This is a genomic window from Pasteurellaceae bacterium RH1A (assembly GCA_012221805.1).
GTDB lineage: Bacteria > Pseudomonadota > Gammaproteobacteria > Enterobacterales > Pasteurellaceae > RH1A.
Map to the genome: position 1 here is coordinate 102803 of CP015195.1, position 26074 is coordinate 128876.

Below are 26074 nucleotides of genomic sequence, written 5' to 3' on the forward strand. Positions count from 1 at the left end.
ACCCCCTTGATATATCAGGCACCAGCCTAGAGGCTAGCGCCATCAAGATTAGGCTTTCCGCCCCGTAATCCGACACCACTCCTCTTTCTCCTCAACTGGATCAAGAGCAAAAGCAGCCTGGTAGGCCTCACATACTGATTGGGCTTGAGTCGCCAAAATCCCCGACAAGCCCAAATCTCCCTGTGGTTTGACCAGGGTAATAATTTGCGGAGCCAGTTCCTTGAGCGGGCCGGCCAAGATATTGGCCACCACCACATCGGCCTGCAGATCCTGCGGTTGATCCTTGGCTAAAAAGAGTTGCAGGCTGTCAGCCACACCATTGGCCTCAGCGTTGTTACGGCTGGCCAGAATGGCTTGTGGGTCGATGTCGATGCCGATGGCCGCTTTAGCCCCCAGTTTAAGGGCAGCAATGGCCAAGATACCTGAGCCACAACCAAAGTCGATCACGATCTTGCCGGCTAAATCCAGGCTGTCCAACCACTGCAAGCAGAGGGCGGTGGTCGGGTGGGTGCCGGTACCAAAGGCCAGGCCTGGGTCCAGCATCACATTAACGGCATTTGGGTCTGGCACTTCCCGCCAGCTTGGGCAGATCCAAAGGCGTTTGCCAAACTGCATAGGGTGGAAGTTGTCCATCCACTCCCGCTCCCAGTCCTTGTCCTCAATCTGCTCGATCTTATGTGAAAAATCAGTCTCAACCAGGCGGCTGGTAATCAGGGCTTCCACAATGACCTGCATATCAGTTTCGGCATCAAAGAGGGCCACCACATCGGTATTGCCCCACAGCCGGGTTTCACCTGGAAGCGGCTCAAAAATGGGTGTGTCCTGGCTGTCCATAAAGGTGACGGACACGGCTCCGATTTCTGTTAAAAAATCACTGATTTGCTCCGCTTGTTGGCTGGTGCTGTTTAAACGAATTTGTACCCAGGCCATACCTACTCCCGATTGAGCCATTGCATATAGGCCGAAGTGCCTTCTGCCACGGTCTTAAATGGTTTATCGTAACCCGCTTCACGCAGCTTGGTTAGATCTGCCTGGGTGAAGGTTTGGTAGCGGGATTTGAGGTGATCCGGGAAAGGAATGGTCTCAATCTGGCCCTTTTGGTGGAAGGCAATCACGGCTTCAGCCACCGCCTGGAAGGACTCAGCCTTGCCCGTGCCAAGATTGAAAATGCCTGATACCCCATTTTGCCAGGCCCAGAGATTGACCGCAGCCACATCTTCTACATAAACGAAGTCCCGCAGGAAGGTCTCAGAACCTGCAAAGAGTTTCGGGTTTTCGCCCTTGAGGATTTGGTTATTGAGGTGGAAGGCCACGCTGGCCATGGAGCCTTTATGCTGCTCCCGTGGGCCGTAAACATTGAAGTACTTAAAGCCACAAACTGGCGACTCGGCTTCTGGCAGGATTTTACGCACATACTCATCAAAGAGGAACTTGGAGTAGCCATACACGTTAAGTGGGCCTTCAAATTCCCGTTTTTCGATAAAGTTGTCTGACCGCCCGCCATAGGTAGCCGCACTGGAGGCGTAGAAGAAGGGGATTTGGCGATCTAGGCAGAAGTGCAAGAGCTCCTTGGAGTATTCGTAGTTGTTCTGCATCATATACTTGCCATCCCATTCGGTGGTGGCTGAGCAGGCGCCCTCATGGAAGACGGCATCAATGGGGCCAAAGTCATCGCCGGCAATGATGGAGGCGATAAAGTCCTCCTTGTCGCAATAATCTGCGATGTCTAAGTCTACCAAATTGATGAACTTTTCCCCATTTTTCAGGTTGTCCACCACTAAAATATCCTTTCTGCCAATACCATTAAGGGCCTTAACAATGTTGCTGCCAATAAAGCCAGCACCGCCTGTGACGATAATCATAATGTTTTCCTCTATAAATTAGTTATACGAACTACTACGAACTACTACGAACTACTACGAACTACTATGCACTTATATATTTAAGGTATAGTATTGCGTTGGATCTTTCGCACTTGTTCCCTGCCATTTTAAGACATTCAACTCCGCCAATTTCTTTAAGCGTTCCCCTGTGAAGCGCTTACTCTTATCTAGAAGTATGGCCGCCTCTTTCACAGTTATTTTTTGATTTACATAAAGATAATGGGCTATTTTTTTATCATAATGATCTAAGGCCTTAAAAAGCTCACTGGAAATTAAGGCCTCAATATTATCATTAATTCTCAAGCTGCGATTTAGAATATTGTTCTCTAGGGTAAGTGCAACACTATCATTGGTAGCCATATAAATAGGCTCATTTAGGAAAAAACTTTCCATCTCTGAATAAATACGTTTTACCCCTTCATTCATTTCCCGCACCCAGCCAAACTCTGTTAATATGCGTGCAATCCGAGGGTTTCTTGAATAGCGCTTATAAGACATATTTTCCAATGTCACAATATTCGGCAGCTTACCGGGGCTATGAATTTCCAAACGATCATCAAACATAATGACACGAATATAATCACCCCGAAAAGAATAATTACGGTGAACAAGGGCATTCACAATGCCTTCAAACCACGCAAATTCAGGGTATTCAGGCATAATTTTGAATCTGCCATCATCATCTAAATATTGGAATTCCCGTAATTGCGAGCTGATAAAGGCCTTGGCTTTATGAATAATATCAGGAATTGCTCCATCAAAAGTACGATCCTTAACAATATTTAGCTGTTTGCCTACTTGTGCCTGTGTGCCATCATATTTAATAAATCTTAACCGTGCTTGAGGCAGAAATTTTGTTGGGTTATTTCCAAATAAAAGGATGGCTGCGTGTGTTAATTTCCCATTCCTCATCAAATTGCGTGCATTAAACAGATTTTCCATAGAGAGATCTGGCAAATTCATTTGCAGCTTATATTCTTCAATTAAGCTAAGATCGATATCTTCAAATGTGGCATCCTCTAGAACTTCATCCTCAAAAAAGCGCTGGCCTCGATCATAGCTTAATTGTGTAATTTGTTCATAATTCAACTCAATAGACTTATCAGCCTGGCGTAAATAAACTCTGCCATCATAGGATTCAATGATCCTATCAGTCGATACATTGATGGAAATAACCAGAATTTTATCCGCTTGTTGCTGCTTATTAATGACAGCTATTTCTTCATAAATGGCGATAATCGGTGTTTTTCTCAGTTCAACCAGTGCAATTTCCTTAAAAGCCTCTAAAGGATGTGCACCATTTATACCAAAACCCGATATATCACCATTATCTTCAATCCCAATCACCAATACGCCACCATTGGCGTTCGCAAAGGCAACCAGGTGTTTTAAAATATCACGCGGTTTAATTCTTGCACTTTTACGATCAAAAAATTGGTTTTCTTTGGTAAAGCATAGTGAATCAAGATTGAACATATCCTACCTATCTTACTTGGTGCGAGCCAACTGCTTCTTAAGTTTAAGCATCTTCTCCTTAAACCGCTGGCGTTTGAGAGGCGAGATGTGATCGACAAAAAGTACACCGTTGAGGTGGTCGATTTCATGCTGAATACAAATGGCCAAAAGCTCGTCTGCCTCTAAGGTAAACTCCTCCCCCTTACGGTTTAGGGCCTTGACGGTGACCTTTTCCTTGCGTGGTACCAAGGCACGGCAACCCGGAATGGATAAACAGCCCTCTTCAATGCCCGTTTCACCCGAGCTTGCGATAATTTCTGGGTTGATCAGCACAATTTGATTGGCCTTGTCGCCCTCAATGTCAATGGTGACCACCCGTTTGAGCACGCCCACCTGAGGGGCGGCCAGGCCAATGCCCTCGTGTTGGTACATGGTGTCAAACATATCATCAATAAATTGGTTAAGGGCCTCGTCCACGGTTTCTACGGGTTGGCAGACGGTGGCCAGGGTTTCATCTGGGTAAATTACAACATCTAATAGGGCCATTTTTGTGATCTCGATCGAAAAACGAAAATAAAAAGATTGGTTATTTTAGTCTTTTTATTAGGATTAGGGAAATGTTAAAAAATGCGGTTGGTGAGCTTGTCGAACCATAAGCATTTTTATAAATGATAGGCTGGCTAACCGTTCGACTTATGCTTCGACAAGCTCAGCAACCGTCTCACTCATAGCCTGCATAAGGTTTAATCTATAAAATGTACCAAGCACAACTCCTCAAACTCCTGCAAGTCCCCCAAATGGGCGCTCATAAAATCGGGCGTCTTTTAGCCGAAATCGACTTCGGCCAATTCTGTGACTACGACCGAACCCAGCTCCGCCAAATGGGCTGGAATGAAAAGCAAATCCAACGCTGGTTTCAGCCCGAGCAAAAGTGGATCGACACCGCTCTCGACTGGGCTGAAAACAAGGGGCGGCTACTCACCTTGTTTGATGAGGACTACCCCTTCCTGCTCAAACAGATTTCCACCGCCCCGCCTGTCCTCTTTGTCAAAGGCTCGGTGGAGGCCCTGTCGCAGCCGCAAATTGCCATGGTTGGCAGCCGAGATTATTCCCATTATGGCGAGTATTGGGCGGGTGCCTTTGCCGCAGATTTGGTCAAAAACCAACTGGCGGTGACCAGCGGTCTGGCCATTGGGATTGACGGCTTCTGCCATCAACGGGCAGTCGCCGAGGGCGGCCTGACTATCGCCGTCCTGGGCAGCGGCCTAGAGCAGGTTTACCCCGCCCGCCATAAAAAATTGGCGGAGAAAATTATCGACACTGGCGGAGCCCTGGTGTCGGAATTCTTCCCCTACCAACCACCCATAGCCGAAAATTTCCCCAGACGAAACCGCATCATCAGTGGCCTGTCGCTGGGCACGCTTGTGGTTGAAGCCACCCTTAACAGCGGCTCGCTTATTACTGCCCGCTACGCCCTAGAACAGGGTCGGGAGGTCTTCGCCCTGCCTAATGCCGTACAAAACCCCTATAGCCAGGGCTGCCACAAGCTCATCAAGGACGGCGCCCTTTTGGTGGAAAGTGTGGATGATATTTTGGAAGCCATCGCCTACCAGCGGCAGCCTGCTCCACCCAAGCAAGCCGATCTCTTCAGCCCACAGCCCACCCCACAAGCGGTGGCCAAGCCGCCAAAACTTGCAAAAAACCTGCCCGATTTAACCGCTTGCCAAGGCCAAATCGTGGAACATATCCAGCTAGACCCCATCTCCATCGACCAACTGGCCAAGGCTTGTCAAATGGAAGTATCCGATTTACTGATTGAGCTGCTGAATTTGGAACTGTTGGAGGTGATAAAGCAGGTAGAGGGGGGCTATGTTCGTCAATAAGAAAACAAGGGGTTAAAAATCTGCAACTTTTTGCAAAATTTCAACCCCTTGTCTTATGTATAATCAAGCAATTTTCTTGGCCAACATGGTTGCAAACTTGAGTTGGATACGGTTGCCATGCTCATCAACCTTATGGAGCTGGCCCAGGTCTTCGTTGTATTTGATCAGCTCCCAGCCTTGGTAGTAGTTCTTCAGCTCACCCTCGGCAAAGGTAAAGGAGAAGGGCATTGGGCAAGGGTAGTCCTCGGTGCTCATGGCACAGACAATCAAGTTGTAACCGCCCAGCTTGGTGTTGCGCTGCATATTGTCGATGATGGCAGGAATGCGATCCCGCTGAAGGAACATCATGACCACAGTAGAGATAATCAAGTCGTACTGGCCCTCAAGGTCAGCTTGGTTGATGTCGTAAAGGCGGGTTTCAATGTTTTCTAGGCCCTCTTTTTCAATCATATAGTTGAGAAATTCAATGCTTTCGGCGTTACTATCGACAGCTTTCACATCAAAGCCCAAGAGGTTGAGATAAAGGGCGTTGCGGCCTCGGCCACAGCCTAGGTCTAGGGCCTTGCCGCCTTGGATGTGCTGGACAGCATTGAGCACTTCAGAATGGGTGGTGGTCAGGTTGTATTTTTTTGCGTAGTAGTCTTTAGGCTGGCAGTAGAAGGCCAGTTGGCATTCTAGGTCGTCTGATAGGGCTTCAACCCTGTGCCAGACCTGTGGTTGGACAAAGGGCGCTGGGTTTTCAGGGCTGAAAATGGCTGTTCCCACCACTTCACCGTCCTCGGTCAATTCATAAAATTTGAGCTGACCCTTGAGGATGGTCAGCTTGGCCCAGGTGCCTTCTTTAGTGTTGTGTTTTTCTTGGAACATTTGCGGCAGGCTGGCCTTGTTCCAAACCGGCATTTGTTTGTAGCAGAGTAAATTTTCCATGGTTTTTCCTTAAATTGGATAAGAAGCGGGAGAAATTTTATGCTTTTTTGCAAAACTTGCCAGCAAAAAAACCGACTAAAATAGTCGGTTTTTACGATCTCTTGATTTAGCTCAAGGGCTTAACTGGAAAGAGGTAGCCTAGAAACGCACCCCGAAGCCTGCGAAGGCGACGAGTGGGTCAAGTTTAATTTTCACTTCGTGGCCATAGATGTTGAGGGCTGGAGTGTCAAATTTGGCGGTAGTACGAATGTTGGTGTACCACACAGCCGCATTAAAGGAAATATTGTCAGTAAGTTTAACATCTACCCCCGCATTGGCCACAGGGCCGACAGAATGTTTTTTCACGCTGAGATTGGTCACTGCTGCATGGGTAGATTCAGGGCGGAAGAAGCGGGTATAGTTGATACCAGCACCTAGGTATGGGCGTACAACACTATTAGCATCGCCAAAATAGTATTGGGCATAAAGGCTTGGTGGCAGGTGTTTTACTTTTGCTACAGGGCCACCACCTAAATTTGCCGGTAAACCAAAGGCACTAGGAAGTACTGGCACATTAGCATAGATTTTATGAGAGAACGGCGTTGCTGCTAATAACTCTAAACCAAGGTTATCAGTAAAGAAGTAGGTTCCTGTTAAACCAAGTTGGGTATTGTTGGCCACTTTAAGTTGGGCTTCAGGCATGCCTTTATCCATATTTTGGGTGCGAGAAGCAGAATTGGCCGTGACATGAATCGGCCCTGCACGGAAGAGGATATCACCCGCTGTGTGGGCAAGGGCTGAACCTGAAACAAGTAGGCTTCCTAAAACTAAGGTTAATGCTGTTTTTTTCATAATATGCTCCTAATGGAATGGGACTTCGAAATAAGGTGGAGTCATACTAATTCAAAAAGGCCCAAAAGAATTTGACTAAAATCAAGCAAATAACTCTTTATGGGTAACTATAGGTAGTTGAGGTAAAAAGTCGGCGGCAGATTTTTGATCTAGAGCAAAGGGCTCATCAAACGCACAGTATTTTCCACCAATTTCCACCATTTGGAGCGGGCCAGCCAGGCCTTTTCCTGCAAATAACGGCTTTGGGCCAAATAGCCTACTTGCAGGGCAGCAATGCAAGCGGTCATTTCTCGGTCATAAATTGCAAGGCTGATCTCAAGGTTGAGGAAGAAGCTGCGCATATCCATATTGACCGTGCCGAAGAGGGTGTAATCGTCATCCACTACCAAGGTTTTGGTGTGGAGCAGGCCGCCTTCAAACTCAGCAATTTTTACGCCTTGTTTGAGCAGCATAGGGAAGTAGGCCCGGGAGGCATAACGCACCATTTTGGAGTCCACCTTGGCCGGCAGGATAAGGGTCACTTCCACCCCCCGCCGTGCAGCTGTACTAAGCGCCGTAAGCAAGGGTTCATTAGGCACAAAATAGGGCGTGGTGATCACAATCCGCTGGGTGGCCTGGTGAATGGCACATAAGATGGTGTCGTAAATCACGCTGTCGGCTTGATCAGGTGCAGAAGGAATAACCTGAGCCACCACCGAACCCTGCGATGGGGCCAGGATAGGCGGGTTTTGTTCATAGCTTTTCAGGTAGGCCTCAACCTGAGCCAGGTTTTCCTCGCTCTCCACCGCCACGTCCGCATACAAGACAGCCGCCATTTCCAAAACTACCGAGCCCGTACAACGCATCATTACATCCACCCACTCGCCCACACCGGCCTCCCGCTTAAAATAGAGGGGGTCGATAAGGTTAAAGCTGCCTGTGTAGCCGATATGGTAGTCCACCACCAAGATCTTACGGTGGTTGCGTAGGTCGTTACGCCGATAGAGGCTGCGGATAAGCCCAACAGGCAGGGCCTCCTGCAAGAAAACGCCTGCCGCCTTCAGCCTTTCCACCCATTCACTGCGCCAGAAACGGCTGCTGCCAATGGCATCGGCCAAGATCAGGCAACGCACACCCCGCTGGGCGGCGGCCTCCACCGCTTCAAGCACTTGGGCAATCTTGCCCTGGGGTTCAATGATGTAAAAGGCCAGTAAACAGCTTTGCTTGGCTTGCTCAATGTCCTGCAACATGGCCTGGGTGATTTGATCGGTTGTGGTAAGAAGCTGCATGCTATTGTCGTGATTGGCGGTTAAATTGGTGCTATTTTCCGCCATCTTGATCATGCCCTGTTGCTGAATAGACAAGCCATGATCACGGGCAACCTCTCTGTCGTTGATGTAGTTATCTGCAAATTCCGCATAAAAACGGTTGATTTGTGCTGTTCGTTTAAGCCGCTTCTTGCCCAAGCGAGGCTCGCCAATCAGCAAGTAGGCCACCACGCCCACCATGGGGAAGGCAAAGAGCACCAAGAGCCAGGCCAAAACCGCCCCTGTGTTACGCTGATGATAAAGCACTCTTAAGGCACAAAGTAAAACTACCGAAAAGTGCAGGGCGAAGAAAATCTCGCTCCAAGTGATTGAAAAGGGCACGCTTAGTCCTCCAAATGGAATGTGGCCATCAATGGATTATGATCAGAAGAGCTGACCTGAAAACTGGTTGCGGATTTTAAGGCCAAACCCCGCACAAATAAATAGTCCAACGGATAGCCAAAGACCTGAAGCCGCTCATCCGATGAGAGCGGCACTTCTTTCAGGCCCAGTTGCCCCACCATAGCCTGCAAGAGTTGGGTTCTTTCCCCCCGCCAGGCATTAAAATCGCCTGCTAAAATCACAGGCCCTGAATGGACTGAAATCAGCTCTCTCAAGGCCTCCAACTGGGCCTGGTAAGCGGTGGGAAACCACTCAAAATTCACAAAATGCACATTAACCACCAGCAAGGCCTGCTTGGTGGTTGGAATGGTGAGGGCAGAAAGGGTTTTGGGCAGGCGGATCCAAGGCTCTGCCTCTGCATGCTGGCAATAACGGCTGGGCTGCCAGCGGCTCAAGGATAAGACCCCTGCGCCCTCATTAAGATACTCAAAGGCGATATTGTGCAAACTGCTGGCAAATTGCGGCAAAAGTTCAGGAATTTGCTGGGAAGTGCTGGCTTCTTGCAAGAGCACCAAGTCCTGCCCCTGGGCAAGCTGGCTTAAATCCGCCTGCCAGCCCTCATCCATGCCCTTGTGGATATTCCAATTTAAGAGCCGAATTTGGGTTAGGGGCTGGACAGGGGCCTGATGGGTGGTAAAACACTGCCAGCCTGAATTTGCAAGATTTTGCGGAAAATAGACCGCTTGTTGGCGCTGCTTAAAAGCCGACTTGGGCTGGGGAAAAACCTCAAAGGCCAACTGAAAAAAAAGTCCCAGACCCAGGAGGAAAATCACAATAAGGTAGCGTTTTTTCATTATAATAGACAAAAAGATGAGCTTGGGCCTATTGTACTGGATGCGGGGCCAAACTGCATCTTTCCTTTGAAACAGGCCACGGAACCCAATCAATATGAGTACCAAAATGACCATCAGTCGCTACTTGCGTGATTGGTAGCGCCCTGCTCTCAATAACCCCATAAACAAGCGGCCAGAAAAGCCAAGATTTTTGCAAAAAATCCTGACTTTCTGGCCGCTTGTAAGTATTTAACCTAATGCAAAATCTCCGCCACAGCAACCTTGCGGTTTTCATAGCGGGAGCGGGTGCAGGCGTCGGCGGTGGCGATGGCGGCTCGAGCGGCTTCGCCGGTGAGGAGTTTTTCAAACTCGGCATTTGGTTTCATACCGTGCATGATGTCGTTGAGGTACTTCATCTCTTTTTTCATGATGGAACTCAGCCACATTGGGGTGCGTTTGCCTGGTTTGCCGTATTGGATGGCGCCGTCCATTTCAGTACTGGTGTAGATACGGGTGCGGTCGTCATCCTCTTCCTGGCTTTCGTGAATGAGGAAGTAGCTGTCCTTGCCATCCACCCTTAAGGTCCCCTTGCAGTGGTACATATCCAGCTTAATTGCGCCTTTTTCGCCCTGAATCAGGACATAGTGTTCGCCCCAGCGGAAGGCTGAACCCCATTCCAGCACGGCAAAACGGCCGTCTTCAAACTCCATATTAATAAAGATCATATCGTCTTCATCACCAAATTTCTCGCCTTGATGGGCCACATTGCCGGCGGTCATGGTCACGGTTTTTGGCATCCCCCCCATAAGGAATTGTACACAGTCTAGCTCGTGAATGTGGTGGTAGAGGTGGCCGCCTGATTTGGCCCGGATTTTCTTCCAAGAAATGCTCGGTTGCTCGTCCTCCCAGCCGTTGCGGGCGGTGTGGCAGTAGAGTACCTTGCCGATGACCCCTTGGTTAATCAGTTCCTTGGCGTGGTGTACCCCGTTAAAGAAGTTCATCACGTGGCCGGCCATAAAGGTGACACCATTTTCTTCGCAGGCCTTGACCATTTGATCGCAGTCTTGGTAGTTCAAGGCGATAGGTTTTTCGCAGAAGACGTGTTTTTTGTGTTGGGCGGCCAAGAGAACGGGCTCCTTGTGGAGGTAGTTGGGCGTGGCCACAATCACGCAGTCCACCTCTGGGTGGCTGACTAGGGTTTCTAGGCTATCGGCGGCCTGGCAGCCCAGTTCTTGGGCAATGGTTTGACCATTTTCAGGGTCATAAACCATGGTAATTTGGGCATCATCATTTTCATTCATAAAGCGGGCAAGCTCTGCACCAAAGTAGCCTACGCCCACGACACCGTATCTAATCATAATATTCTCCTAAGAATAAGTTGTAAATCAGGGTTAAAGAGTTAAGGAAAAGCAGTAATTATTTGACCGAACCTTCAGATAAGCCTCCTGCAATCTTGTTTTGGATGAAACAGAAGAAGAGTACAGATGGAATCACCACAATCACGGAGGCAGCCATCATATCTCCCCAGTCCAGGATTTCTGCTCCATTGAGGGAGCGGAGGGCAACGGCAACGGTCATTTGGCTGGTGTCGTTGACCAAAATCAGGGCATATAAGAACTCGTTCCAGGCATTGATAAAGGTATAAATAGCCGTGGCAACAATGCCTGGGGCCACCAAGGGCAGGACGATCTTAAAGAAGATGGTAAATTTATTGGCCCCGTCCATCTTGGCGGCCTCTTCAATTTCAATGGGCACGGTTTGGAAGAAACCCACCAAGAGCCAGACTGCATAGGGCACACTAAAGGACAGGTAAACTATAATCAGCCCTGTGGTGGTATTGGTTAGTCCCACCTTGGCCATGGCGATGGAGTAGGGAATGGCCAGTAAAATGGGCGGGAAGATGTAGGTTGTGACCAAGAGCTTGGACATAATGGAGCCTAATTTCGGGAAGAAGCGTACAATCCCATAGGCCGCCATAGCCGAAATGGTAATGGCAATCACCGTGGTGACCAGTGAAATAAACAAGCTGTTCTTGATGTTGACAATGAAGTTCAGATCGTTGATCACGTGCTCAAAATAATCCAAGGTAAAGATTTTTGGCCAGAAACGGGTGGATTCACTGGTCAGTTCCCCCTTGCTTTTGACCGAGGAGATAAAGATCCAAACCAGAGGAAAGACCGCAATAATGGTGGCAATGACCAAGAAGGCGTGTGAGACCAAGTCACCAAATAGGGTGGATTTCTTTTTCATCTTATCTTCCCTCCTTTTCCCAACGGTTGATAATTTTGAAGTAGATAAAGCATACAGATAGCAAGAAGATAAAGAGCAGGACGGTAACAGCCGATGAACGTCCAAGCAGCTTGCTTCCCCAGCCCATGTCATAGGCAAAGATAGGCAGGGTCATGGTGGCATCGGCTGGGCCGCCGCCAGTAATCAGGTAGATGATGTCGAAGTTGTTAAAGACCCAGACGGTTCTTAAGACCACTAAGAGCCCAACCACAACCTTAATGTGAGGCAGGGTGATATAGCGGAAGACCTGCCACATATTGGCCCCGTCAATCTTGGCGGCCTCGTACTGGTCGGCCGGGACAGTTTGGAGGGCAGAGAGGACATTGACCATAATCAGTGGTGCACCAAACCAGATGTTAATAAAGACCAGGCAGATAAAGGCCCAGGTGCGATCGGCCAGAAAGTTAGGAGCCATCTCCATAAAGCCTAGCTGCACCAACATATTTGGCAGGTAGCCATACACCCCATTGAGGATCCACTGCCAAGAGAAGGCAATCACTATGGTCGGGAAGGCCCAGGGGATGATGAGCAAGATCTTATAGAGCCACTTAAAACGCTCGACTCGGTTGAGGGCCAGGGCCAAAAAGAAGCCCACCAAGACTTGCCCGACCAGGGAGAAAATCGTCCATTTGAGCGAGTTAAAAAAGGATGACCAAAAGGCAGGATCTGATAGCACAGCCCGATAGTTATCCAGCCCAACAAAACTATAATTTGGCATGATCAAGTTTTTATTGGTAAAGCTATAAAAAATGCTGGATAAGAAGGGATAGATGAACAAGACGGACACAATCAGCAGGGCCGGTAGAACAAATATCCATCTGGTGTAATTATGGCGGCGGTAGTACATAAGCACCTTCCTCTTTGCAAAATTTCGAGAAAAAAGCCCCCCTTGAAGCCCCTAGAGCAGGCTTCAACGTGTTCATTAAGATGAAAGGGGGGAGTCGGAAATTACTGGCTAATCACATCAAATAGGCTATTGAGTTCTTTCTCGGCTTTTTGGGCGGCAACCAACGGATCTGTTCCATTGACCACAATATCTTGGAACATTTTTTCAATGATATGCTGGTTGGTTAAAACGCCGGCCTGTACGCTTGGGCCGTGTTCATAGCCAATGGCAATGCCCTTTTCAAGCGCCTGGGAGATGACCTGCTCAGCATGACTGAACTGGCTGATGACAGGATCTGCCTTGTAGCTTGGGTCATCAGAAATACCACTGATGGCTGGCAACATTCCAACAGGGACAGCCTTGAGGAACTGGATATAGCGATCCTTATCGTAGAGGGTCTTCATAAAGGCCTTGGCAACATTAGGGTGCTTGGAGGCCTTCCAAACGACCATTGGGATATTGGCTCGTTCAATGCCGGTATCTGGATCATCAGCCTTCATCTTCGGCAGTGGATAGGCATCAATATCACCCAATAACTGTGGCGAGTTGGCTTTTACCCCACCAATTTGGAAGCCTGAGTTAAAGTCAAAGGCGGTCTTGCCCTGATAGTAGAGGGTAGCTTGTTGGAGGACATTGTAATTGACCGAATCCTTGGGTGAGGTATCGTGATACATCTTAACCCAGTACTTAATGCCCTCTTGGGCCGCTGGGCTGGTTAGGTTGGCCTTGAGATCCTTGGTGAGTAAACTTTCCCCAGCACTTCTAACATAGAGGTTGAGGAAGCGGGTGGCCATAAAGTCATTGCTGCCCATAGGCACAGACAGGCCATAAACGCCATCCTTGGTCAAGGTTTTGGCCGTGGTATAGAGTTCGTCCCAGGTCTTTGGCACAGGCAGATTATGCTTGGCTAGTAAGTCCTTCCGCACCCACATGACTTGGGCATGGGAATAAAGGGGAATAGCGTAATTCTTGCCTTCCTTCGTGCCTTCATCAATGGCCCCACTGGCAAATTTATCCCGGCCAATGCTATCAATCAGGTCGTCAATGGGTTGTAGGGCCCCAAAATTAATCATCTCAATCACGTGATTAGGCAGGGCTGTACTCATATCTGGTACATTGCCTGAAGAGAGGCCAGTGGTCCACTTGGTGTAAAAGTCGTTCCAGGAAAAGGTCTCAATCTTAATTTTGACCTTAGGATGTTTACTTTCAAATTCCTTGGCAGCCTGTTGGATAACCTCTAAGCGAGGCCCCTGGGTAAAGGAATGCCAAAAGGTAATATTGCCAGCTAATTCCTGCCCTTCGGTTGGCATGGCTACATCAACTTGGGCGGCTTGGTCTTTTTCCCCACAGCCGGTCATGGCCAAACCCGCTAAGACGGGGAGGGTAAGGGTAAAGAGTTTTTTGAGTTTCATAATAGCTTCTCCTAGAGGGTTAGAGCTGGGTGAGGGATTGCTCAGTTTTCGGGTCAAAGAAGTGGGCGGTTTTCATGTCAAAGGCCAGATTGATTTCCTGCCCCATAGCAATATCTTGGCGGGAATGCACAATGGCCTTAAGGGGTTGCCCTTCAACTTCAGTGTGTAGGATATATTCTGCTCCCAGTAATTCAGCCACATTGACAGGGGCCTTGATCATGGCCTGTTGATAAACCCCTAACAGCATGGGGTCGTTGGAGATATTCTCCGGCCGAATACCGAGTACAAGCGGTTGATTTTCATAGCCTTTTTGCAAAATAAACTGGTAATAATCTTCTGGCAGGGCCAGGCGGGTTTGGCCAATCCAGAAGGCCTTATCCCGTACAATCCCTTGAATAAAGTTCATGGTAGGGGCCCCAATAAAGCCGGCGACAAAGAGGTTATTAGGGTGGTTATAGATTTCTTTAGGTGAACCAATTTGTTGCACCACACCAGCCTTCATGACCACAATGCGATCTGCCATGGTCATGGCTTCGGTTTGGTCGTGGGTAACGTAGATGGTGGTTGCCTTCAGCTTCTTATGAATGCGGATAATTTCTGCCCGCATATTGCTACGCAGCTTGGCATCTAAATTAGATAGTGGCTCATCCATGAGGAAAACCTTAGGCGAGCGTACAATGGTTCTGCCCAAAGCCACCCGCTGCCGTTGGCCACCAGATAAGGCCTTGGGCTTACGGTTAAGTAACTGCTCCAAGCCTAAAATTTGAGCGGCCTCCTTGACCTTACGATCAATCTCATCAGCAGGGAAATGCCGCAATTTGAGGGCAAAGGCCATATTGTCATAGACGGTCATGTGCGGGTAGAGGGCATAGGATTGGAAGACCATGGCAATATCACGATCCTTGGCCTCAACATCATTGACCAGAGTCTTATCAATATAAAACTCACCTGCACTGATGTCGTCTAAGCCTGCAATCATCCGCAAGGTGGTTGATTTTCCACAGCCAGAAGGGCCAACCAGGGCGATAAATTCTCTATCTTGCACCTCAAGATTAAAGTCCTGTACGGCTTCAAAGCCATTGTCATATCGCTTATAAATGTGTTTAAGGGATAATGTTGCCATAGGGTCACCTGTTAGAGAGAAAGGGCCAATAATTAGTGCTTTACAAGCTGGAAATTTAGGCACAAAATTTAGGGCATATGTCGGTGCTTAAATTATCTAGACATATGATGTCTTATTTCTTAAATAAAATCTGTGAACTACATCACAAAATGAGAAAAAAATGAAAAAATTGACTAAAAAAGAGGCCTCGTTGGTGTTGCAGGAGAAGATCACCGAGTTGATTTTTGAGCGAAATCTCAAATCAGGTGACCTAATGCCAACGGAAAATGAGCTGATTGAGCTGTTTGGTGTCAGCCGTTCTAGCCTAAGAGAAGCCATTAAGTCCTTGGAAGCCTTACATATTTTGCATATTCATCACGGCGTGGGAACCTTTGTGGGATTGTCTTCCTTAGAACCTATGGTGCGGGGCTTAAGTTTTTATGCCCAGCTTTATTTGCAAGATGATCTAAAACATATTATTGACATCTTAGATGTTAGAGAGATTTTGCAGTATGGTTTTGCCCCTATGACCCTGCCTAAAATGGATAGACATCATATCTCCAAGATCCAGGAGCTGGTGGCGATTATTGAAAAACAGGCCTTGGAGGGAAAATTTGCTGTGGAGGAAGAAAAGCAAATCCACCTACTTATCTACCAGCCCCTGCAAAACCAGCTTCTATCTCAATATCTGGATGCCTTCTGGTTGATTTACGAAAAACTGGAGGCTGTCCTGCCCAATATTCGGATTGCCCCAACTGAACTGGCCCTGCAATATCGAGAGTTGGTCGATGCAGTAGAGGCCATGGATTTAGAACGGATGCAACGGGCCATTCTTTACTATTTTCAAGGAATTAGACAATGTTTATTAGCAGGGGGAAAGGATGAATAAGCTTAAGGTTGCCCTTATTGGCTGTGGCTTTTTTGGTAAACAATTGGCAAGTAGCTTTGCCAAGGCTGGGGCAGAATTGGTGGGTTTTACTGACATCAATATGCCTTTGGCAGAAGCCCTGGCAGAAAAATATGCCACTCAGGCCTATAGCGATATGCGGGATTTATTAGAGCAGGCCCAGCCTGATTTGGTTGTTATCGCCACCTTCAACTATGCTCATAAGGTTCCGGCCCTTATGGCCCTGAAACATGACTGCCATATTTTTATTGAAACACCCTTCACCATTGACAAAAAAGAGGGCGAGGAAATTATGACTCTGGCCAAACGCAAGCAAAAGACGGTCTTTGTTGGCCACCTAGAAAGAAACTTGCCCGGTGTGCTCAAGGCCAAGCAGTTGATTGAGGAGGGCGTGCTAGGCAAGATTACCGTAGCCCGGGCCAACCGCCAACGCTGGATTGATAGCTCGCCTAATAAGCTCTGGTGGAAGAATGATGTCGCCTTAACTGGCGGGAAATTATTTAACGAAATCCACGAGCTGGATTTACTTTGCTGGCTCCTGGGTGATGTGCATTCGGTCTATGCCCAGTCCACCAACCGAGCCCACCCCGATAATCTGGACAACCACGACATCATCCAACTGCTTATGCAGTTTAAGAGTGGGGTTTTTGCTTCACTAGAAATGGGCACGGCCTACCGCCTTCATGAGTGGGGCATTGCCATTCACGGCGAACTTGGAGCTCTGGTTATTAACTTTTTCAACTCGACCATGACCCTTACCCTGGCTAACGGCCAACGCCAGCAATTCAACCTCTACGATGAATTTGAGGCCGACCTCTCCCTAAGGGAAAATGGCAAATCCATCCAACGCTACAACGAACTCAATGCCCCCGTCCCCCTCTGGCTGGGCCGGGCCGCAGAAATGGAGGCCAAGGCGGTGATTGACCATTTGACTGGTAAAAAACCTACGGTACTGGCCCAACAACCGCTAGATGCTGTGATTGTGGCCTGCGCCGCCCGGCAGTCGATTTTGGAGAAAAGGCAGGTGGAGGTTTAGCAACCGTCCCATAATGATAAAAAATGCCAATCAGTTAGCTGATTGGCATTAATTTTTAGGCACTGTTTTTTTATTCTTATAACACCATCGCCGCTACCCAGCCAAAAGCAAGAAGCGGGATATTGTAGTGTAAGAAGGTTGGTACAACTGAATCCCAAATGTGGTCGTGTTTGCCATCGGCATTAAGGCCGGATGTTGAAAACAGAAGTTATTTTATGATCCATCTGCCTGTACACCCTAAGGCACAAGAAATCATAAGTGACCCAGTTAGTGACCCAGTTACTAACTTGTTATATTTGCTTGAGCAAGAAGATTTAGGCACAGCCCAGCTCATGAAGGCGCTCAATATTAGCCACCGTAGCTATTTTAGAAAGGCTTATCTACAAGTTGGTTTAGATTTAGGTTTAATTGTGATGACCCTTCCTGATAAGCCCAATAGCCGTAACCAAAAATACCACCTAACCAGTAAGGGTAAGCAACTGTTACAGCAAGTTAAAGAGAGATAGAATAAACAAGCGGCCAGAAAAGCCAAGATTTTTGCAAAAAATCCTGATTTTCTGGCCGCTTGTTATTAGGGGCTGTCCTATCGCTTCTTACTTCAACAGCCCCTTCAAGTGTTGCTTCATCTTCTCCACCTGTTCCAAATAAAGTTGCTTGTTTTCATATTCATCCATCAAAAAATTGATGGTTTCTGACAGGGTCATTTCCATTTCTTGGGATTGTTTAGACAGGCGTTGCCAGCTGGCATAGTCCAAATCGATAGATTTTTTGCGAGTGGAAAGTTTTTCCGCATTAAAAAAACGCTTACGCCGGGCGCGGACAGACTGGCGCATCTTCTTTTTCTGCTCGGGCGTCATTTCCGCCTTGATCCACTGTTCTAATTCTTGGGGGGAATCTTGCAGGGTGGCCAAAATCTGCACCTTGAGTTCAATCAGGCTGGCTTCAGTATGCTTGGTGATGTTTTCGCCCTCACGGTGTTTTTTGAGCAGGTATTTCCACTTCCACGAGGCCTCTTGGCTTTCTAATTTTTGGTAACGCATAGCATCTCCCCTCATTTTTTTCAGCAGTATAGTCTAAATCAGGCTATAATAAATCAAATTTTTAGTATGAGGCAACCTTGTGACACTATCCCCCTTTCCTGGCAGGAGCTTAGCCTGTCCTACCCCTTTGAAACCAAGCAGGCAGGCGCTTTCTTCTTTGATTTTCAGCCCAAGGCCAAGCAGGCCCTAGACCTCTTGCAGCAGGCTCAAGCAGGTTCTCTCTTGGTGCTAAAAAGTGAAACTCTGCCAGAATTTATGAGGGAAATTGAGCAGGCCCTGGCCCCGGCCCATGTCACGCTTTTAACGGAATTTAACCGCAACGATCTCTTCGGCTATGTCCTCTACCTAGAAAAGGAAAAGCGCACCCAATATGTAGCCGGCCAATTAGACGGGCTGGATCAGGCCACCCTCATCTTAAATATCAACGCCCTGCTCTTGGACATCACCCAGTGGGACAAGCTCAAGCAGGCCCTGCTCTTTGGCCACTACCAGCCCAATATCCTTAACGGCGTGCCCAGCCTGGTTGAGCCAGTCAAAACTGCCTTTAAATTGGTCTTGGTTGGCAGTCGGGAGGATATTTCAACCCTGGCCACCTATGATGATAGCCTCTACCAATTCGCCCACTATGCGGAAGTCCAGTCCTACTTAACTTTGACTGAAGACAATATCCAGCCCTGGGCCAATTATGTCTTGCAAATGAGCCAGCGCCTGGTCCAGAAGGGGTTGAGTCAGCAAGCCCTCAACCAGCTACTCCAGGCCTATGTACGGGAAAGTGAAAGCCAACATCTGGTGTCCATTTCGCCAGCCAGCCTCAAAAAACACCTCCTGGGTCTTAAGGCCTTTTACCCTGATGTGGCCGAATTTGACGACATCAGTGCCTACTTTGCCTATTTAGAGAGCCAGGCGGCGGTGCTCAACCAATACGCCCTAGAGGACATTCTCTCCCACCAGCTCTATATTGAAACTGAGGACGAGGCAGTTGGCCAGGTCAATGGCTTGTCGGTGATTGAGTTTGACGGCGTGCCCTATTCCTTTGGCGAGCCGCTGCGGATCAGTTGCAACGTCCAATTGGGCGATGGGGAGATTAGCGACATTGAACGCAAGGTGGAGCTGGGTGGCAATATCCACTCCAAGGGGATCTTGATTGCCCAATCCTGCCTGTCCAACCTCCTGGAATTCCCTACCCAACTGCCCTTTTCGGCTTCGCTGGCCTTTGAGCAGTCCTATGGGGAAATTGACGGCGACAGCTCTTCCCTGGCCATTTTCTGTCTGCTCATGAGTGCGCTGACCAAGCTGCCTCTGCCCCAAGCCATTGCCATTACTGGCTCCATCGACCAGTTCGGCAATGTGTTGAGTGTGGGCGGGGTCAATCAGAAGATCGAGGGCTTCTTTGCCGTCTGTCAGGCTCGAGGCTTGAATGGCCAGCAAGGGGTGATTATTCCGGCGGCCTGCCTTTCCCATCTCAGCCTCAAGGCCCAAGTGATTGAAGCAGTTAAGGCTGGGCAGTTTAGGATTTGGGCGGTGGAAGACCTCTTTGAGGCGACAGAGCTGCTCTTTAAGCAACCCTTCTATGCCCAAGAAAAGGGCCAAAAGAACCTCTTTGACCTGGTGCATAAGCAGCTGGAACAGAATGATGCCGACCACACAAGCGGGGCCATTTTGGATAAAATCTACAAATGGTGGAAGGGCAAAAAGGCATAAAAAAATCCCCTTTCGGGGATTTTTTCTTGGTTAAACCAAACGCTCAGCCAGCTTCTCACCCATGCGGGTTTCCGTGCCAGCCACCAAATGATCGGCCAGTTTAACCTTGCCTTGGGGGAAGAGGTTGATAACCGTTGAACCCAGGCGGAAGGCGCCCATTTCCTCGCCTTTTTTCAGGCGAATGGCCTGCTCGCCATCGGCCGGGTAGTGCCAAACCACCACTTCTTTGGCACGAGGCGGATTAATCACGCCAGCCCAGACCGTACTTATGCTGGCGGTGATAGTGGCACCGACCAAGATCTGCACCATCGGGCCAAATTCTGTATCAAACACACAAATAACTCGTTCATTGCGGGCAAAGAGATTAGGCACATGCTGGGCCAGGAAAGGATTGACCGAGAAAAGCTCGCCCGGCACATAAATCATCTTACGCACCACCCCGTCACAAGGCATGTGTACACGGTGGTAGTCTCGAGGGGACAGGTAGGTGGTAATAAATTGACCGTTTTTGAACTGGCCTGCTAAGTCCAAATCATCCGCTAGGAGGCTTTCCAGACTAAATAAGTGGCCCTTGGCTTGCATGAGTTGATTGTCTGCAATCAGGCCCGATTCGCTGACCCTGCCATCAGCTGGCAGGCAGAGCAGGTTGTCGTCTGCAATAATGGGGCGAGCATCCGCCTTAAGCGGGCGGATAAAAAATTCGTTGAAGCTGGCATAGTCCTTGGCATCAGTCTTTTCCGCCTCGTCCAGATTGACCTGATATTGCTTGGCGAAAAGTTTAATAAAGGTGTGGGTAACAGCCCCCCATTTTTGTTCGGCCAACCAGCCTGCGGCCCGGGTCAGGGCCAGTTGGGGCAGGAGGTAGTGCAGGGCGATTTTGAGGCGCTGCATATAACTTGGGCTTGGGTAAGATTGTAACTGCATAAGATTCCTCGATAAAAAGAGCCGAATTATAGCCTAATTTGCAAGATTTTGCAGTCAATCAACCGCTTGTTGCTCGCAAAAAGGGATTTTGATGTACAATAAGCGGCTACAAGCGGTTGATTTTTGAGGAAATTTTACATGGCTCAACAGCTCTTAGACGGCGTACCCCTTACCGCCCTGTCAGGTGTGGGGGCGGCTATTGCGGAAAGGCTCTCCCGCATTGGCATTAACAATGTGCAGGATCTGCTCTTCCACCTGCCCCTGCGTTACGAGGATCGGACCCGCATTACCCCCATCATTGATGCCCGGCCTGAGAGCTTTTGCACCATTGAGGGCCTTGTGCAGATGACCGAAGTCCAGTTCGGCCGGCGGCCCATTCTCAGTACCACCCTGTCGGATGGCACCAGTAAGATCAGCCTCAAGTTCTTTAATTTCAATGCCGGCATGAAAAACAGCCTGGCCCAGGGGGTGCGGGTCAAGGCCTTTGGTGAGATCAAGCGGGGCCGCTTTATGGCCGAAATCCACCACCCAGAATACCAGATCATTCGGGGCGACCAGCCCCTGGTGCTGGCCGAGACCCTGACCCCTATTTACCCGACCACCGAAGGCCTCAAGCAGGCCTCTTTGCGTAAGCTGACCGACCAGGCCCTGGCTCTCTTGGACAAGGTGCAAGTGGCTGAACTCCTGCCTGATGAGTTTAACCCGCATAAGTACAGCCTCAAGGAGGCCCTCAAGCTCCTCCATCGTCCACCGCCGGATATTTCCTTTGAGCAGCTAGAAAAAGGCGAACACCCGGCCCAAAAACGGCTGATTTTTGAGGAACTGCTGGCCCACAACCTGGCCATGCAGGAGGTGCGGCTGGGGGTACAACAACATCAGGCAGCTCCCCTGACCTACCAAACTGATCTTAAGAGCCGTTTTCTGGCCAGCCTGCCCTTCCAGCCGACTGGGGCCCAAGTTCGGGTCACCGCCGATATTGAGCGGGATCTGGCCAGGGCCCAGCCCATGATGAGGCTGGTTCAAGGCGATGTTGGCTCGGGCAAGACCTTGGTTGCCGCCCTGGCTGCTCTTTTGGCCATTGATAACCACAAGCAGGTGGCCCTGATGGCCCCGACCGAAATCCTGGCCGAACAGCATGCCAATAATTTTGCCAACTGGCTGGCCCCCTTTGGGATTGAGGTGGGCTGGCTGGCCGGCAAGGTTAAGGGCAAGGCCCGGGAGGCCCAACTGGCGGCCATTAAAAACGGGGATGTGCAGATGATTATCGGCACCCACGCCCTCTTTCAGGACAGCGTAGAATTCGCCGACCTGGCCCTGGTGATTATTGACGAACAGCACCGCTTCGGCGTCCATCAACGCTTGACCCTGCGGGAGAAGGGGGCCAAGGGCCAGGTCTATCCCCATCAACTGATTATGACCGCCACGCCTATTCCCCGTACGCTGGCCATGACGGTCTATGCCGATTTGGACACCTCTATCATTGACCAACTGCCCCCAGGCCGTACGCCGATAACTACGGTGGCTATTTCGGAAGACAGGCGGGGGGAAATCGTCCAGCGGGTCTATCAGGCCTGTAAGAAGGAAAAACGTCAGGCCTACTGGGTCTGCACCCTGATTGATGAGTCGGAAGTCCTAGAGGCCCAGGCTGCGGCCGCCATTGCTGAAGACCTGCAACGGGCCCTGCCTGACCTGCGGATTGGCCTGGTCCACGGGCGGATGAAGCCCCAGGAAAAGCAGGCCATTATGGCCGAGTTTAAGGCAGCCAACCTAGATCTACTGGTGGCCACCACCGTGATTGAAGTAGGCGTGGACGTGCCCAATGCCAGCCTCATGATTATCGAAAACTCCGAACGCCTGGGCCTGGCCCAGCTCCACCAGCTCCGGGGCCGAGTAGGCCGGGGGCAACCGCTTCTCATTGTGTGCTTATGTACAAGCCACCGCTGGGCAAGGTTTCCTCCAAGCGGCTTCAGGTTATGCGGGACAGCCAGGACGGCTTCTATATAGCTGAAAAAGATTTAGAAATTCGTGGCACAGGGGAAATTCTGGGCACCAAACAAACGGGCATGGCGGAGTTTAAGGTGGCTGATCTGATGCGGGATCGTAAGATGATCCCTCTGGTGCAAGGCTATGCCAAGCAGATCATTCACCGAGACCAGGCTCTTGCCAAGGCCCTTATCCGCCGCTGGTTGGATAGTAAAACCATGTACACCAATGCTTAAAGCAAGGGGGGCTCTAGGGCGTGTCTTCAATTTGAAAACGAGTCGGTTTTTCGAGCAAAAAACGACAGATACGAGGAAAAAAACGCAGCCAAATAAACATTTGGCGAGTATTTTTGACGAAGTAGATGGCGAATTTTTGCCGAAAATACCGCCGTAAGCAAATTGAGGACACGCCCTAGTACAGCCCCAGTAAGAAGATATTTTTACCCTTAGATTTCCAAGTTGCTAGTTTTTATAAGGAATAACCATGACAATCTACCAAGTCCATATCGCCTACGGCTCCGAATCGGGCAATGCCCAAGCCCTGGCCACACAGCTTGCCAACCAAGATTTTCTACAAAAATACGCCCCTACCCTGGCCACGCTCAATGACACCGACCCAAGCCAGCTTGATAGCCAAACCCTGCTGGTTATTATCACCAGCTCCTTTGGTGATGGCGAGCCGCCTGCCAATGCCGAGGATTTTGCAGAAAAACTAGCAAACCTGACCGCTTGCCCCTTCCCCTATGTGCTCTTTGGCCTAGGTGATGTCACCTACGACAAGTTCTGTGGCTACAGCAAGGCCCTGCATACCCAGCTCCAAGCCAAACAGGCTCGAACCTTGATTGAGCCTGTTGAGGCCGATCTTAACTACCAAGAAATCTTCAAGCATTGGCTCCCCCTTTTGGAAGAGGCCCTGGCCAATCCGCCTGAACAGCCCCTCAGCCACCAGCTTTCCGTCCAAGTTTATGATGAAAATACTACCTTTGAGGCGGAAGTATTGGAGATTAAGCACCTGGCCCAGTCTGAGCCTGAGGTCTATCACCTGCGTTTATCCCTCAAAGACAGCGGGATCTTCTACCAGGCCGGTGATCTGATTTATGTGCGGGTGGAACAGTCCCAGAGCCTCTTGGAAGAATTTGCAAAATGGTTCCAAAATCCGACCGCTTGCGACCTCCTTCGCCACAAGGAACTGCGGCTTTTGAGCAAGAATGTCCTGCGGGATCTCAACAAAATCATGGGTTCGGCAGAGCTAAAAGACTTGCTCAAAATCTCCAATAAAAAGGCCCTGGAAAGCTACCTCTACGGCCGTGATGCCCTAGATGTCCTGCGGGATTTTGACCCAGAGAAAAAGGTGGGCTTGGCCGACTTAAGCGAGGTTTTGGCCAACCTAACCGCCCGAGCCTACTCCATCAGCTCCTGCGGCAAGACTCACCCAGACTATGTGGATCTCTGTATCCGCCACATCTATTACACTTTAGGGGAGCGCAACTACCAGGGCACAGCCAGCCACTATTTGGCCAGCCTACAAGCGGGCCAGAAAGTCCAGATTTTTGCAAAAGCCAACCCCAACTTCCGCCTGCCTGAAGCGCTTAAAAGCCCGATTGTGATGATTGGGGCCGGCACGGGCATTGCCCCGGCCATCGGCTTTTTACAATCCTTGGAAGCCCAAGGCAGCCCTGTGGCCTCTTATCTCTTCTTCGGCGAACGCCACCAGGCCAAGGATTTTCTCTATGAAGCAGAACTTGAAGCCTTTAAGGCCAAAGGCGTGCTGACGGAGCTTTTCACGGCTTTTTCCCGAGATCAGGCCGAGAAAATCTATGTCCAAGATGCCCTCAAGGCTGAGGCTGATTTGGTCTGGTCTTTGATTAAGGAAGGAGCCTACTTCTATGTTTGTGGCAGCAAGGCTATGAGCAAGGCCCTTGACGAGGCCCTGATTGAGATTGCTGACCGAGTTGGTGGCCAACCCTATGTAGATGATTTTAACAACATTGTGGCTGAACTCGTGGCAGCGGGCAGGTTGTTGAGGGATGTGTATTAGGGATCAATGATGGCGCCAGCCTCTAGGCTGGTGCCTGATATATCAAGGGTTTGTCAGCACCAGCGAGGACGCTGGCGCTATCTTTTCTGCTGCCGAAGGCGGAGGGGGGATAACCCCTAAAACCGCTGACATTTCGGACAATAAAAACTATTACGCTGGCCGATAACCTTGGCCTCAATGGTTGTGCCGCAATCACGGCATTCCTCCCCCTTGCGGCCATAAACCTGTAAGACCTGGGCGAAATAGCCTGGTTTACCATCAGGCTGGATAAAGTCTTTCAGCGTGGTGCCGCCTTGAATGATGGCCTTGGTTAGCACCTCCTTGATGACCTTAACCAGCCGTTCTGCCCTGGGCTTTGTCAGGTTTTGTGCGGCCATTTCAGGGCGGATGCCGGCCATAAAGAGGGATTCGCAGGCGTAAATATTGCCCACGCCTACCACGATAGCATTGTTCATAATAAAGTTTTTAATGGCCACGGTTTTCTTACGGCTTTGGGCGTAGAGGTAGGCGGCGTTGAAGTCGTCAGACAGGGGTTCAGGGCCTAGGCGTTGTAGGAGCGGGGAATCTTCCGTCCTCTCCACCCAAAGCCAAAAGCCGAACTTGCGGGGGTCGTTATAACGCAGCACCGTACCATTTTCGGTTACCAAATCCACATGATCGTGCTTGCCTGCAAGCGGGGCAGAAGCATCATTTTTCTGCAAAATCCCCAGCGAGCCAGACATCCCCAAATGCACCAAAATATCACCCTGATTGGTGTGGATAATCAGGTATTTGGCTCGGCGGGAGAGGCTGATAATCTTGGCTCCCTGCATCTTGGATAATTGATCGCTAACAGGCCAACGCAGCTGCTTCTGGCGAATAATAATCTGGCTGATGGTTTGGCCCACCAAATAGGGTTCTACCCCCCGCAGGCTAGTTTCAACTTCGGGTAATTCTGGCATAGGTTCTCTCATTTTGAGCTTGATTTTGAGGGCAAATACTATGCCAAAATCCCAATTTAGGCTACTATTAAGCCCTCTTTTTTACACTTAAATCACATGAACTACCAAAAACATTTCTCCCTCAGCCTCCTCCTGGCCCTTGTGGTCGGTCTGATTGGCTATTTCCTCTTTGGCTACCTGCCCTTTGACTGTGCCGATTACGCCAATTTACCTGCCCAAGCCCAGCTGCAATGCAATTCACAAGCAGTCTTAGGTGTCGGCTTTTGGCTGCCCTATGTGGCCTTTTTCTGCTTTGTCAGCATTGTGCTTTATTGGCTGGTTTACCTGACAAGCGGCTGGATTTGGGGAAAAATTTGCAAAAATAAGGATTAAGAAC

Annotated in this window: 23 protein-coding genes and 1 pseudogene; 8 read left to right on the top strand and 16 right to left on the bottom strand. The window is 49.5% G+C overall.

The window, feature by feature from the left end:
- Window positions 1-48 precede the first annotated feature (48 nt).
- The 4 genes from A4G20_00490 to A4G20_00505 form a co-directional block, all read right to left on the bottom strand.
- Window positions 49-930, bottom strand: a complete 882-nt coding sequence (locus tag A4G20_00490) for a ribosomal protein L11 methyltransferase (protein ID QIW14954.1) — start codon at window positions 928-930, stop codon at window positions 49-51.
- Between the two features lie 2 nt (window positions 931-932).
- Entirely contained in the window at window positions 933-1862 is a 930-nt protein-coding gene (locus A4G20_00495) for an ADP-glyceromanno-heptose 6-epimerase (GenBank protein QIW14955.1), read from the bottom strand.
- Window positions 1863-1934: 72 nt separating this feature from the next.
- A complete protein-coding gene (locus tag A4G20_00500; protein ID QIW14956.1) occupies window positions 1935-3359 on the bottom strand; it encodes an ATP-dependent DNA helicase RecG in 1425 nt (474 codons plus the stop codon).
- A gap of 12 nt (window positions 3360-3371) precedes the next feature.
- Complete coding sequence (locus A4G20_00505; protein QIW14957.1) at window positions 3372-3884, bottom strand: peptide deformylase; 513 nt, start codon at window positions 3882-3884, stop codon at window positions 3372-3374.
- Between the two features lie 209 nt (window positions 3885-4093).
- Between A4G20_00505 and A4G20_00510 the strand changes: the two genes are divergently transcribed.
- Complete coding sequence (locus tag A4G20_00510) at window positions 4094-5221, top strand: DNA protecting protein DprA (GenBank protein QIW14958.1); 1128 nt, start codon at window positions 4094-4096, stop codon at window positions 5219-5221.
- A gap of 63 nt (window positions 5222-5284) precedes the next feature.
- On the opposite strand, the gene A4G20_00515 is transcribed toward A4G20_00510, so the two are convergent.
- From A4G20_00515 to A4G20_00555, 9 genes are all read right to left on the bottom strand, one after another.
- Window positions 5285-6148 carry a tellurite resistance methyltransferase TehB gene (locus tag A4G20_00515; GenBank protein QIW14959.1) on the bottom strand — a complete coding sequence of 288 codons (864 nt, stop codon included), beginning with the start codon at window positions 6146-6148 and terminating at the stop codon, window positions 5285-5287.
- A 138-nt stretch (window positions 6149-6286) separates the two neighbouring features.
- The gene (locus A4G20_00520) at window positions 6287-6979 is read right to left on the bottom strand and encodes a hypothetical protein (GenBank protein QIW14960.1); all 693 of its coding nucleotides are present in this window, start codon (window positions 6977-6979) and stop codon (window positions 6287-6289) included.
- Window positions 6980-7128: 149 nt separating this feature from the next.
- Window positions 7129-8607 (bottom strand): cardiolipin synthase, encoded by a 1479-nt coding sequence (locus A4G20_00525; GenBank protein ID QIW14961.1) that lies wholly within the window; start codon window positions 8605-8607, stop codon window positions 7129-7131.
- Between the two features lie 2 nt (window positions 8608-8609).
- Window positions 8610-9461 (bottom strand): hypothetical protein, encoded by an 852-nt coding sequence (locus A4G20_00530; protein QIW14962.1) that lies wholly within the window; start codon window positions 9459-9461, stop codon window positions 8610-8612.
- A 233-nt stretch (window positions 9462-9694) separates the two neighbouring features.
- On the bottom strand, window positions 9695-10798 hold the full coding sequence (locus A4G20_00535) for an oxidoreductase (protein QIW14963.1): 1104 nt from the start codon (window positions 10796-10798) through the stop codon (window positions 9695-9697).
- 58 nt (window positions 10799-10856) lie between these two features.
- Window positions 10857-11690, bottom strand: a complete 834-nt coding sequence (locus tag A4G20_00540; protein QIW14964.1) for a sugar ABC transporter permease — start codon at window positions 11688-11690, stop codon at window positions 10857-10859.
- Window position 11691: 1 nt separating this feature from the next.
- Window positions 11692-12576, bottom strand: coding sequence for a sugar ABC transporter permease (locus tag A4G20_00545; GenBank protein QIW14965.1), 885 nt, complete (start codon window positions 12574-12576; stop codon window positions 11692-11694).
- 101 nt (window positions 12577-12677) lie between these two features.
- Window positions 12678-14027: a sugar ABC transporter substrate-binding protein gene (locus tag A4G20_00550; protein QIW14966.1), complete on the bottom strand. Its 1350-nt coding sequence runs from the start codon at window positions 14025-14027 to the stop codon at window positions 12678-12680.
- A 19-nt stretch (window positions 14028-14046) separates the two neighbouring features.
- Complete coding sequence (locus A4G20_00555) at window positions 14047-15150, bottom strand: spermidine/putrescine ABC transporter ATP-binding protein (protein QIW14967.1); 1104 nt, start codon at window positions 15148-15150, stop codon at window positions 14047-14049.
- A 160-nt stretch (window positions 15151-15310) separates the two neighbouring features.
- On the opposite strand from A4G20_00555, the gene A4G20_00560 reads away from it, so the two are divergent.
- The 3 genes from A4G20_00560 to A4G20_00570 all read left to right on the top strand — a co-directional run bounded on the left by A4G20_00560 (window position 15311) and on the right by A4G20_00570 (window position 17578).
- The gene (locus A4G20_00560; GenBank protein QIW14968.1) at window positions 15311-16018 is read left to right on the top strand and encodes a GntR family transcriptional regulator; all 708 of its coding nucleotides are present in this window, start codon (window positions 15311-15313) and stop codon (window positions 16016-16018) included.
- On the top strand, window positions 16011-17072 hold the full coding sequence (locus A4G20_00565; protein ID QIW14969.1) for an oxidoreductase: 1062 nt from the start codon (window positions 16011-16013) through the stop codon (window positions 17070-17072). Before A4G20_00560 ends, A4G20_00565 begins: the two co-directional genes overlap by 8 nt.
- A gap of 215 nt (window positions 17073-17287) precedes the next feature.
- A complete protein-coding gene (locus A4G20_00570) occupies window positions 17288-17578 on the top strand; it encodes a hypothetical protein (protein ID QIW14970.1) in 291 nt (96 codons plus the stop codon).
- 87 nt (window positions 17579-17665) lie between these two features.
- Here the strand turns inward: A4G20_00570 and A4G20_00575 are convergent, their stop codons facing one another.
- Window positions 17666-18112: a Ter macrodomain-binding protein MatP gene (locus tag A4G20_00575; GenBank protein QIW14971.1), complete on the bottom strand. Its 447-nt coding sequence runs from the start codon at window positions 18110-18112 to the stop codon at window positions 17666-17668.
- 66 nt (window positions 18113-18178) lie between these two features.
- Here A4G20_00575 and A4G20_00580 point away from each other — a divergent pair, with 66 nt between their 5' ends.
- Window positions 18179-19813, top strand: coding sequence for a protease (locus tag A4G20_00580; GenBank protein ID QIW14972.1), 1635 nt, complete (start codon window positions 18179-18181; stop codon window positions 19811-19813).
- Between the two features lie 30 nt (window positions 19814-19843).
- Here the strand turns inward: A4G20_00580 and A4G20_00585 are convergent, their stop codons facing one another.
- A complete protein-coding gene (locus tag A4G20_00585) occupies window positions 19844-20737 on the bottom strand; it encodes a phosphatidylserine decarboxylase (GenBank protein ID QIW14973.1) in 894 nt (297 codons plus the stop codon).
- Between the two features lie 138 nt (window positions 20738-20875).
- Here A4G20_00585 and A4G20_00590 point away from each other — a divergent pair.
- Window positions 20876-22956: pseudogene (locus A4G20_00590) on the top strand (ATP-dependent DNA helicase RecG).
- 247 nt (window positions 22957-23203) lie between these two features.
- On the top strand, window positions 23204-24757 hold the full coding sequence (locus A4G20_00595; protein ID QIW14974.1) for a sulfite reductase: 1554 nt from the start codon (window positions 23204-23206) through the stop codon (window positions 24755-24757).
- A gap of 116 nt (window positions 24758-24873) precedes the next feature.
- Here the strand turns inward: A4G20_00595 and A4G20_00600 are convergent, their stop codons facing one another.
- Window positions 24874-25698, bottom strand: coding sequence for a DNA-formamidopyrimidine glycosylase (locus tag A4G20_00600; GenBank protein QIW14975.1), 825 nt, complete (start codon window positions 25696-25698; stop codon window positions 24874-24876).
- A 96-nt stretch (window positions 25699-25794) separates the two neighbouring features.
- On the opposite strand from A4G20_00600, the gene A4G20_00605 reads away from it, so the two are divergent.
- A complete protein-coding gene (locus tag A4G20_00605) occupies window positions 25795-26070 on the top strand; it encodes a hypothetical protein (protein QIW14976.1) in 276 nt (91 codons plus the stop codon).
- Window positions 26071-26074 lie beyond the last annotated feature (4 nt).

Excerpts from the sequence above, each read along its gene's own strand:
- A4G20_00490 (QIW14954.1), bottom strand. The coding sequence starts at position 930 with ATGGCCTGGGTACAAATTCGTTTAAACAGCACCAGCCAACAAGCGGAG.
- A4G20_00495 (QIW14955.1), bottom strand. The coding sequence starts at position 1,862 with ATGATTATCGTCACAGGCGGTGCTGGCTTTATTGGCAGCAACATTGTT.
- A4G20_00500 (QIW14956.1), bottom strand. The coding sequence starts at position 3,359 with ATGTTCAATCTTGATTCACTATGCTTTACCAAAGAAAACCAATTTTTT.
- A4G20_00505 (QIW14957.1), bottom strand. The coding sequence starts at position 3,884 with ATGGCCCTATTAGATGTTGTAATTTACCCAGATGAAACCCTGGCCACC.
- A4G20_00510 (QIW14958.1), top strand. The coding sequence starts at position 4,094 with ATGTACCAAGCACAACTCCTCAAACTCCTGCAAGTCCCCCAAATGGGC.
- A4G20_00515 (QIW14959.1), bottom strand. The coding sequence starts at position 6,148 with ATGGAAAATTTACTCTGCTACAAACAAATGCCGGTTTGGAACAAGGCC.
- A4G20_00520 (QIW14960.1), bottom strand. The coding sequence starts at position 6,979 with ATGAAAAAAACAGCATTAACCTTAGTTTTAGGAAGCCTACTTGTTTCA.
- A4G20_00530 (QIW14962.1), bottom strand. The coding sequence starts at position 9,461 with ATGAAAAAACGCTACCTTATTGTGATTTTCCTCCTGGGTCTGGGACTT.
- A4G20_00535 (QIW14963.1), bottom strand. The coding sequence starts at position 10,798 with ATGATTAGATACGGTGTCGTGGGCGTAGGCTACTTTGGTGCAGAGCTT.
- A4G20_00540 (QIW14964.1), bottom strand. The coding sequence starts at position 11,690 with ATGAAAAAGAAATCCACCCTATTTGGTGACTTGGTCTCACACGCCTTC.
- A4G20_00545 (QIW14965.1), bottom strand. The coding sequence starts at position 12,576 with ATGTACTACCGCCGCCATAATTACACCAGATGGATATTTGTTCTACCG.
- A4G20_00550 (QIW14966.1), bottom strand. The coding sequence starts at position 14,027 with ATGAAACTCAAAAAACTCTTTACCCTTACCCTCCCCGTCTTAGCGGGT.
- A4G20_00555 (QIW14967.1), bottom strand. The coding sequence starts at position 15,150 with ATGGCAACATTATCCCTTAAACACATTTATAAGCGATATGACAATGGC.
- A4G20_00560 (QIW14968.1), top strand. The coding sequence starts at position 15,311 with ATGAAAAAATTGACTAAAAAAGAGGCCTCGTTGGTGTTGCAGGAGAAG.
- A4G20_00565 (QIW14969.1), top strand. The coding sequence starts at position 16,011 with ATGAATAAGCTTAAGGTTGCCCTTATTGGCTGTGGCTTTTTTGGTAAA.
- A4G20_00570 (QIW14970.1), top strand. The coding sequence starts at position 17,288 with ATGATCCATCTGCCTGTACACCCTAAGGCACAAGAAATCATAAGTGAC.
- A4G20_00575 (QIW14971.1), bottom strand. The coding sequence starts at position 18,112 with ATGCGTTACCAAAAATTAGAAAGCCAAGAGGCCTCGTGGAAGTGGAAA.
- A4G20_00580 (QIW14972.1), top strand. The coding sequence starts at position 18,179 with ATGAGGCAACCTTGTGACACTATCCCCCTTTCCTGGCAGGAGCTTAGC.
- A4G20_00585 (QIW14973.1), bottom strand. The coding sequence starts at position 20,737 with ATGCAGTTACAATCTTACCCAAGCCCAAGTTATATGCAGCGCCTCAAA.
- A4G20_00595 (QIW14974.1), top strand. The coding sequence starts at position 23,204 with ATGACAATCTACCAAGTCCATATCGCCTACGGCTCCGAATCGGGCAAT.
- A4G20_00600 (QIW14975.1), bottom strand. The coding sequence starts at position 25,698 with ATGCCAGAATTACCCGAAGTTGAAACTAGCCTGCGGGGGGTAGAACCC.
- A4G20_00605 (QIW14976.1), top strand. The coding sequence starts at position 25,795 with ATGAACTACCAAAAACATTTCTCCCTCAGCCTCCTCCTGGCCCTTGTG.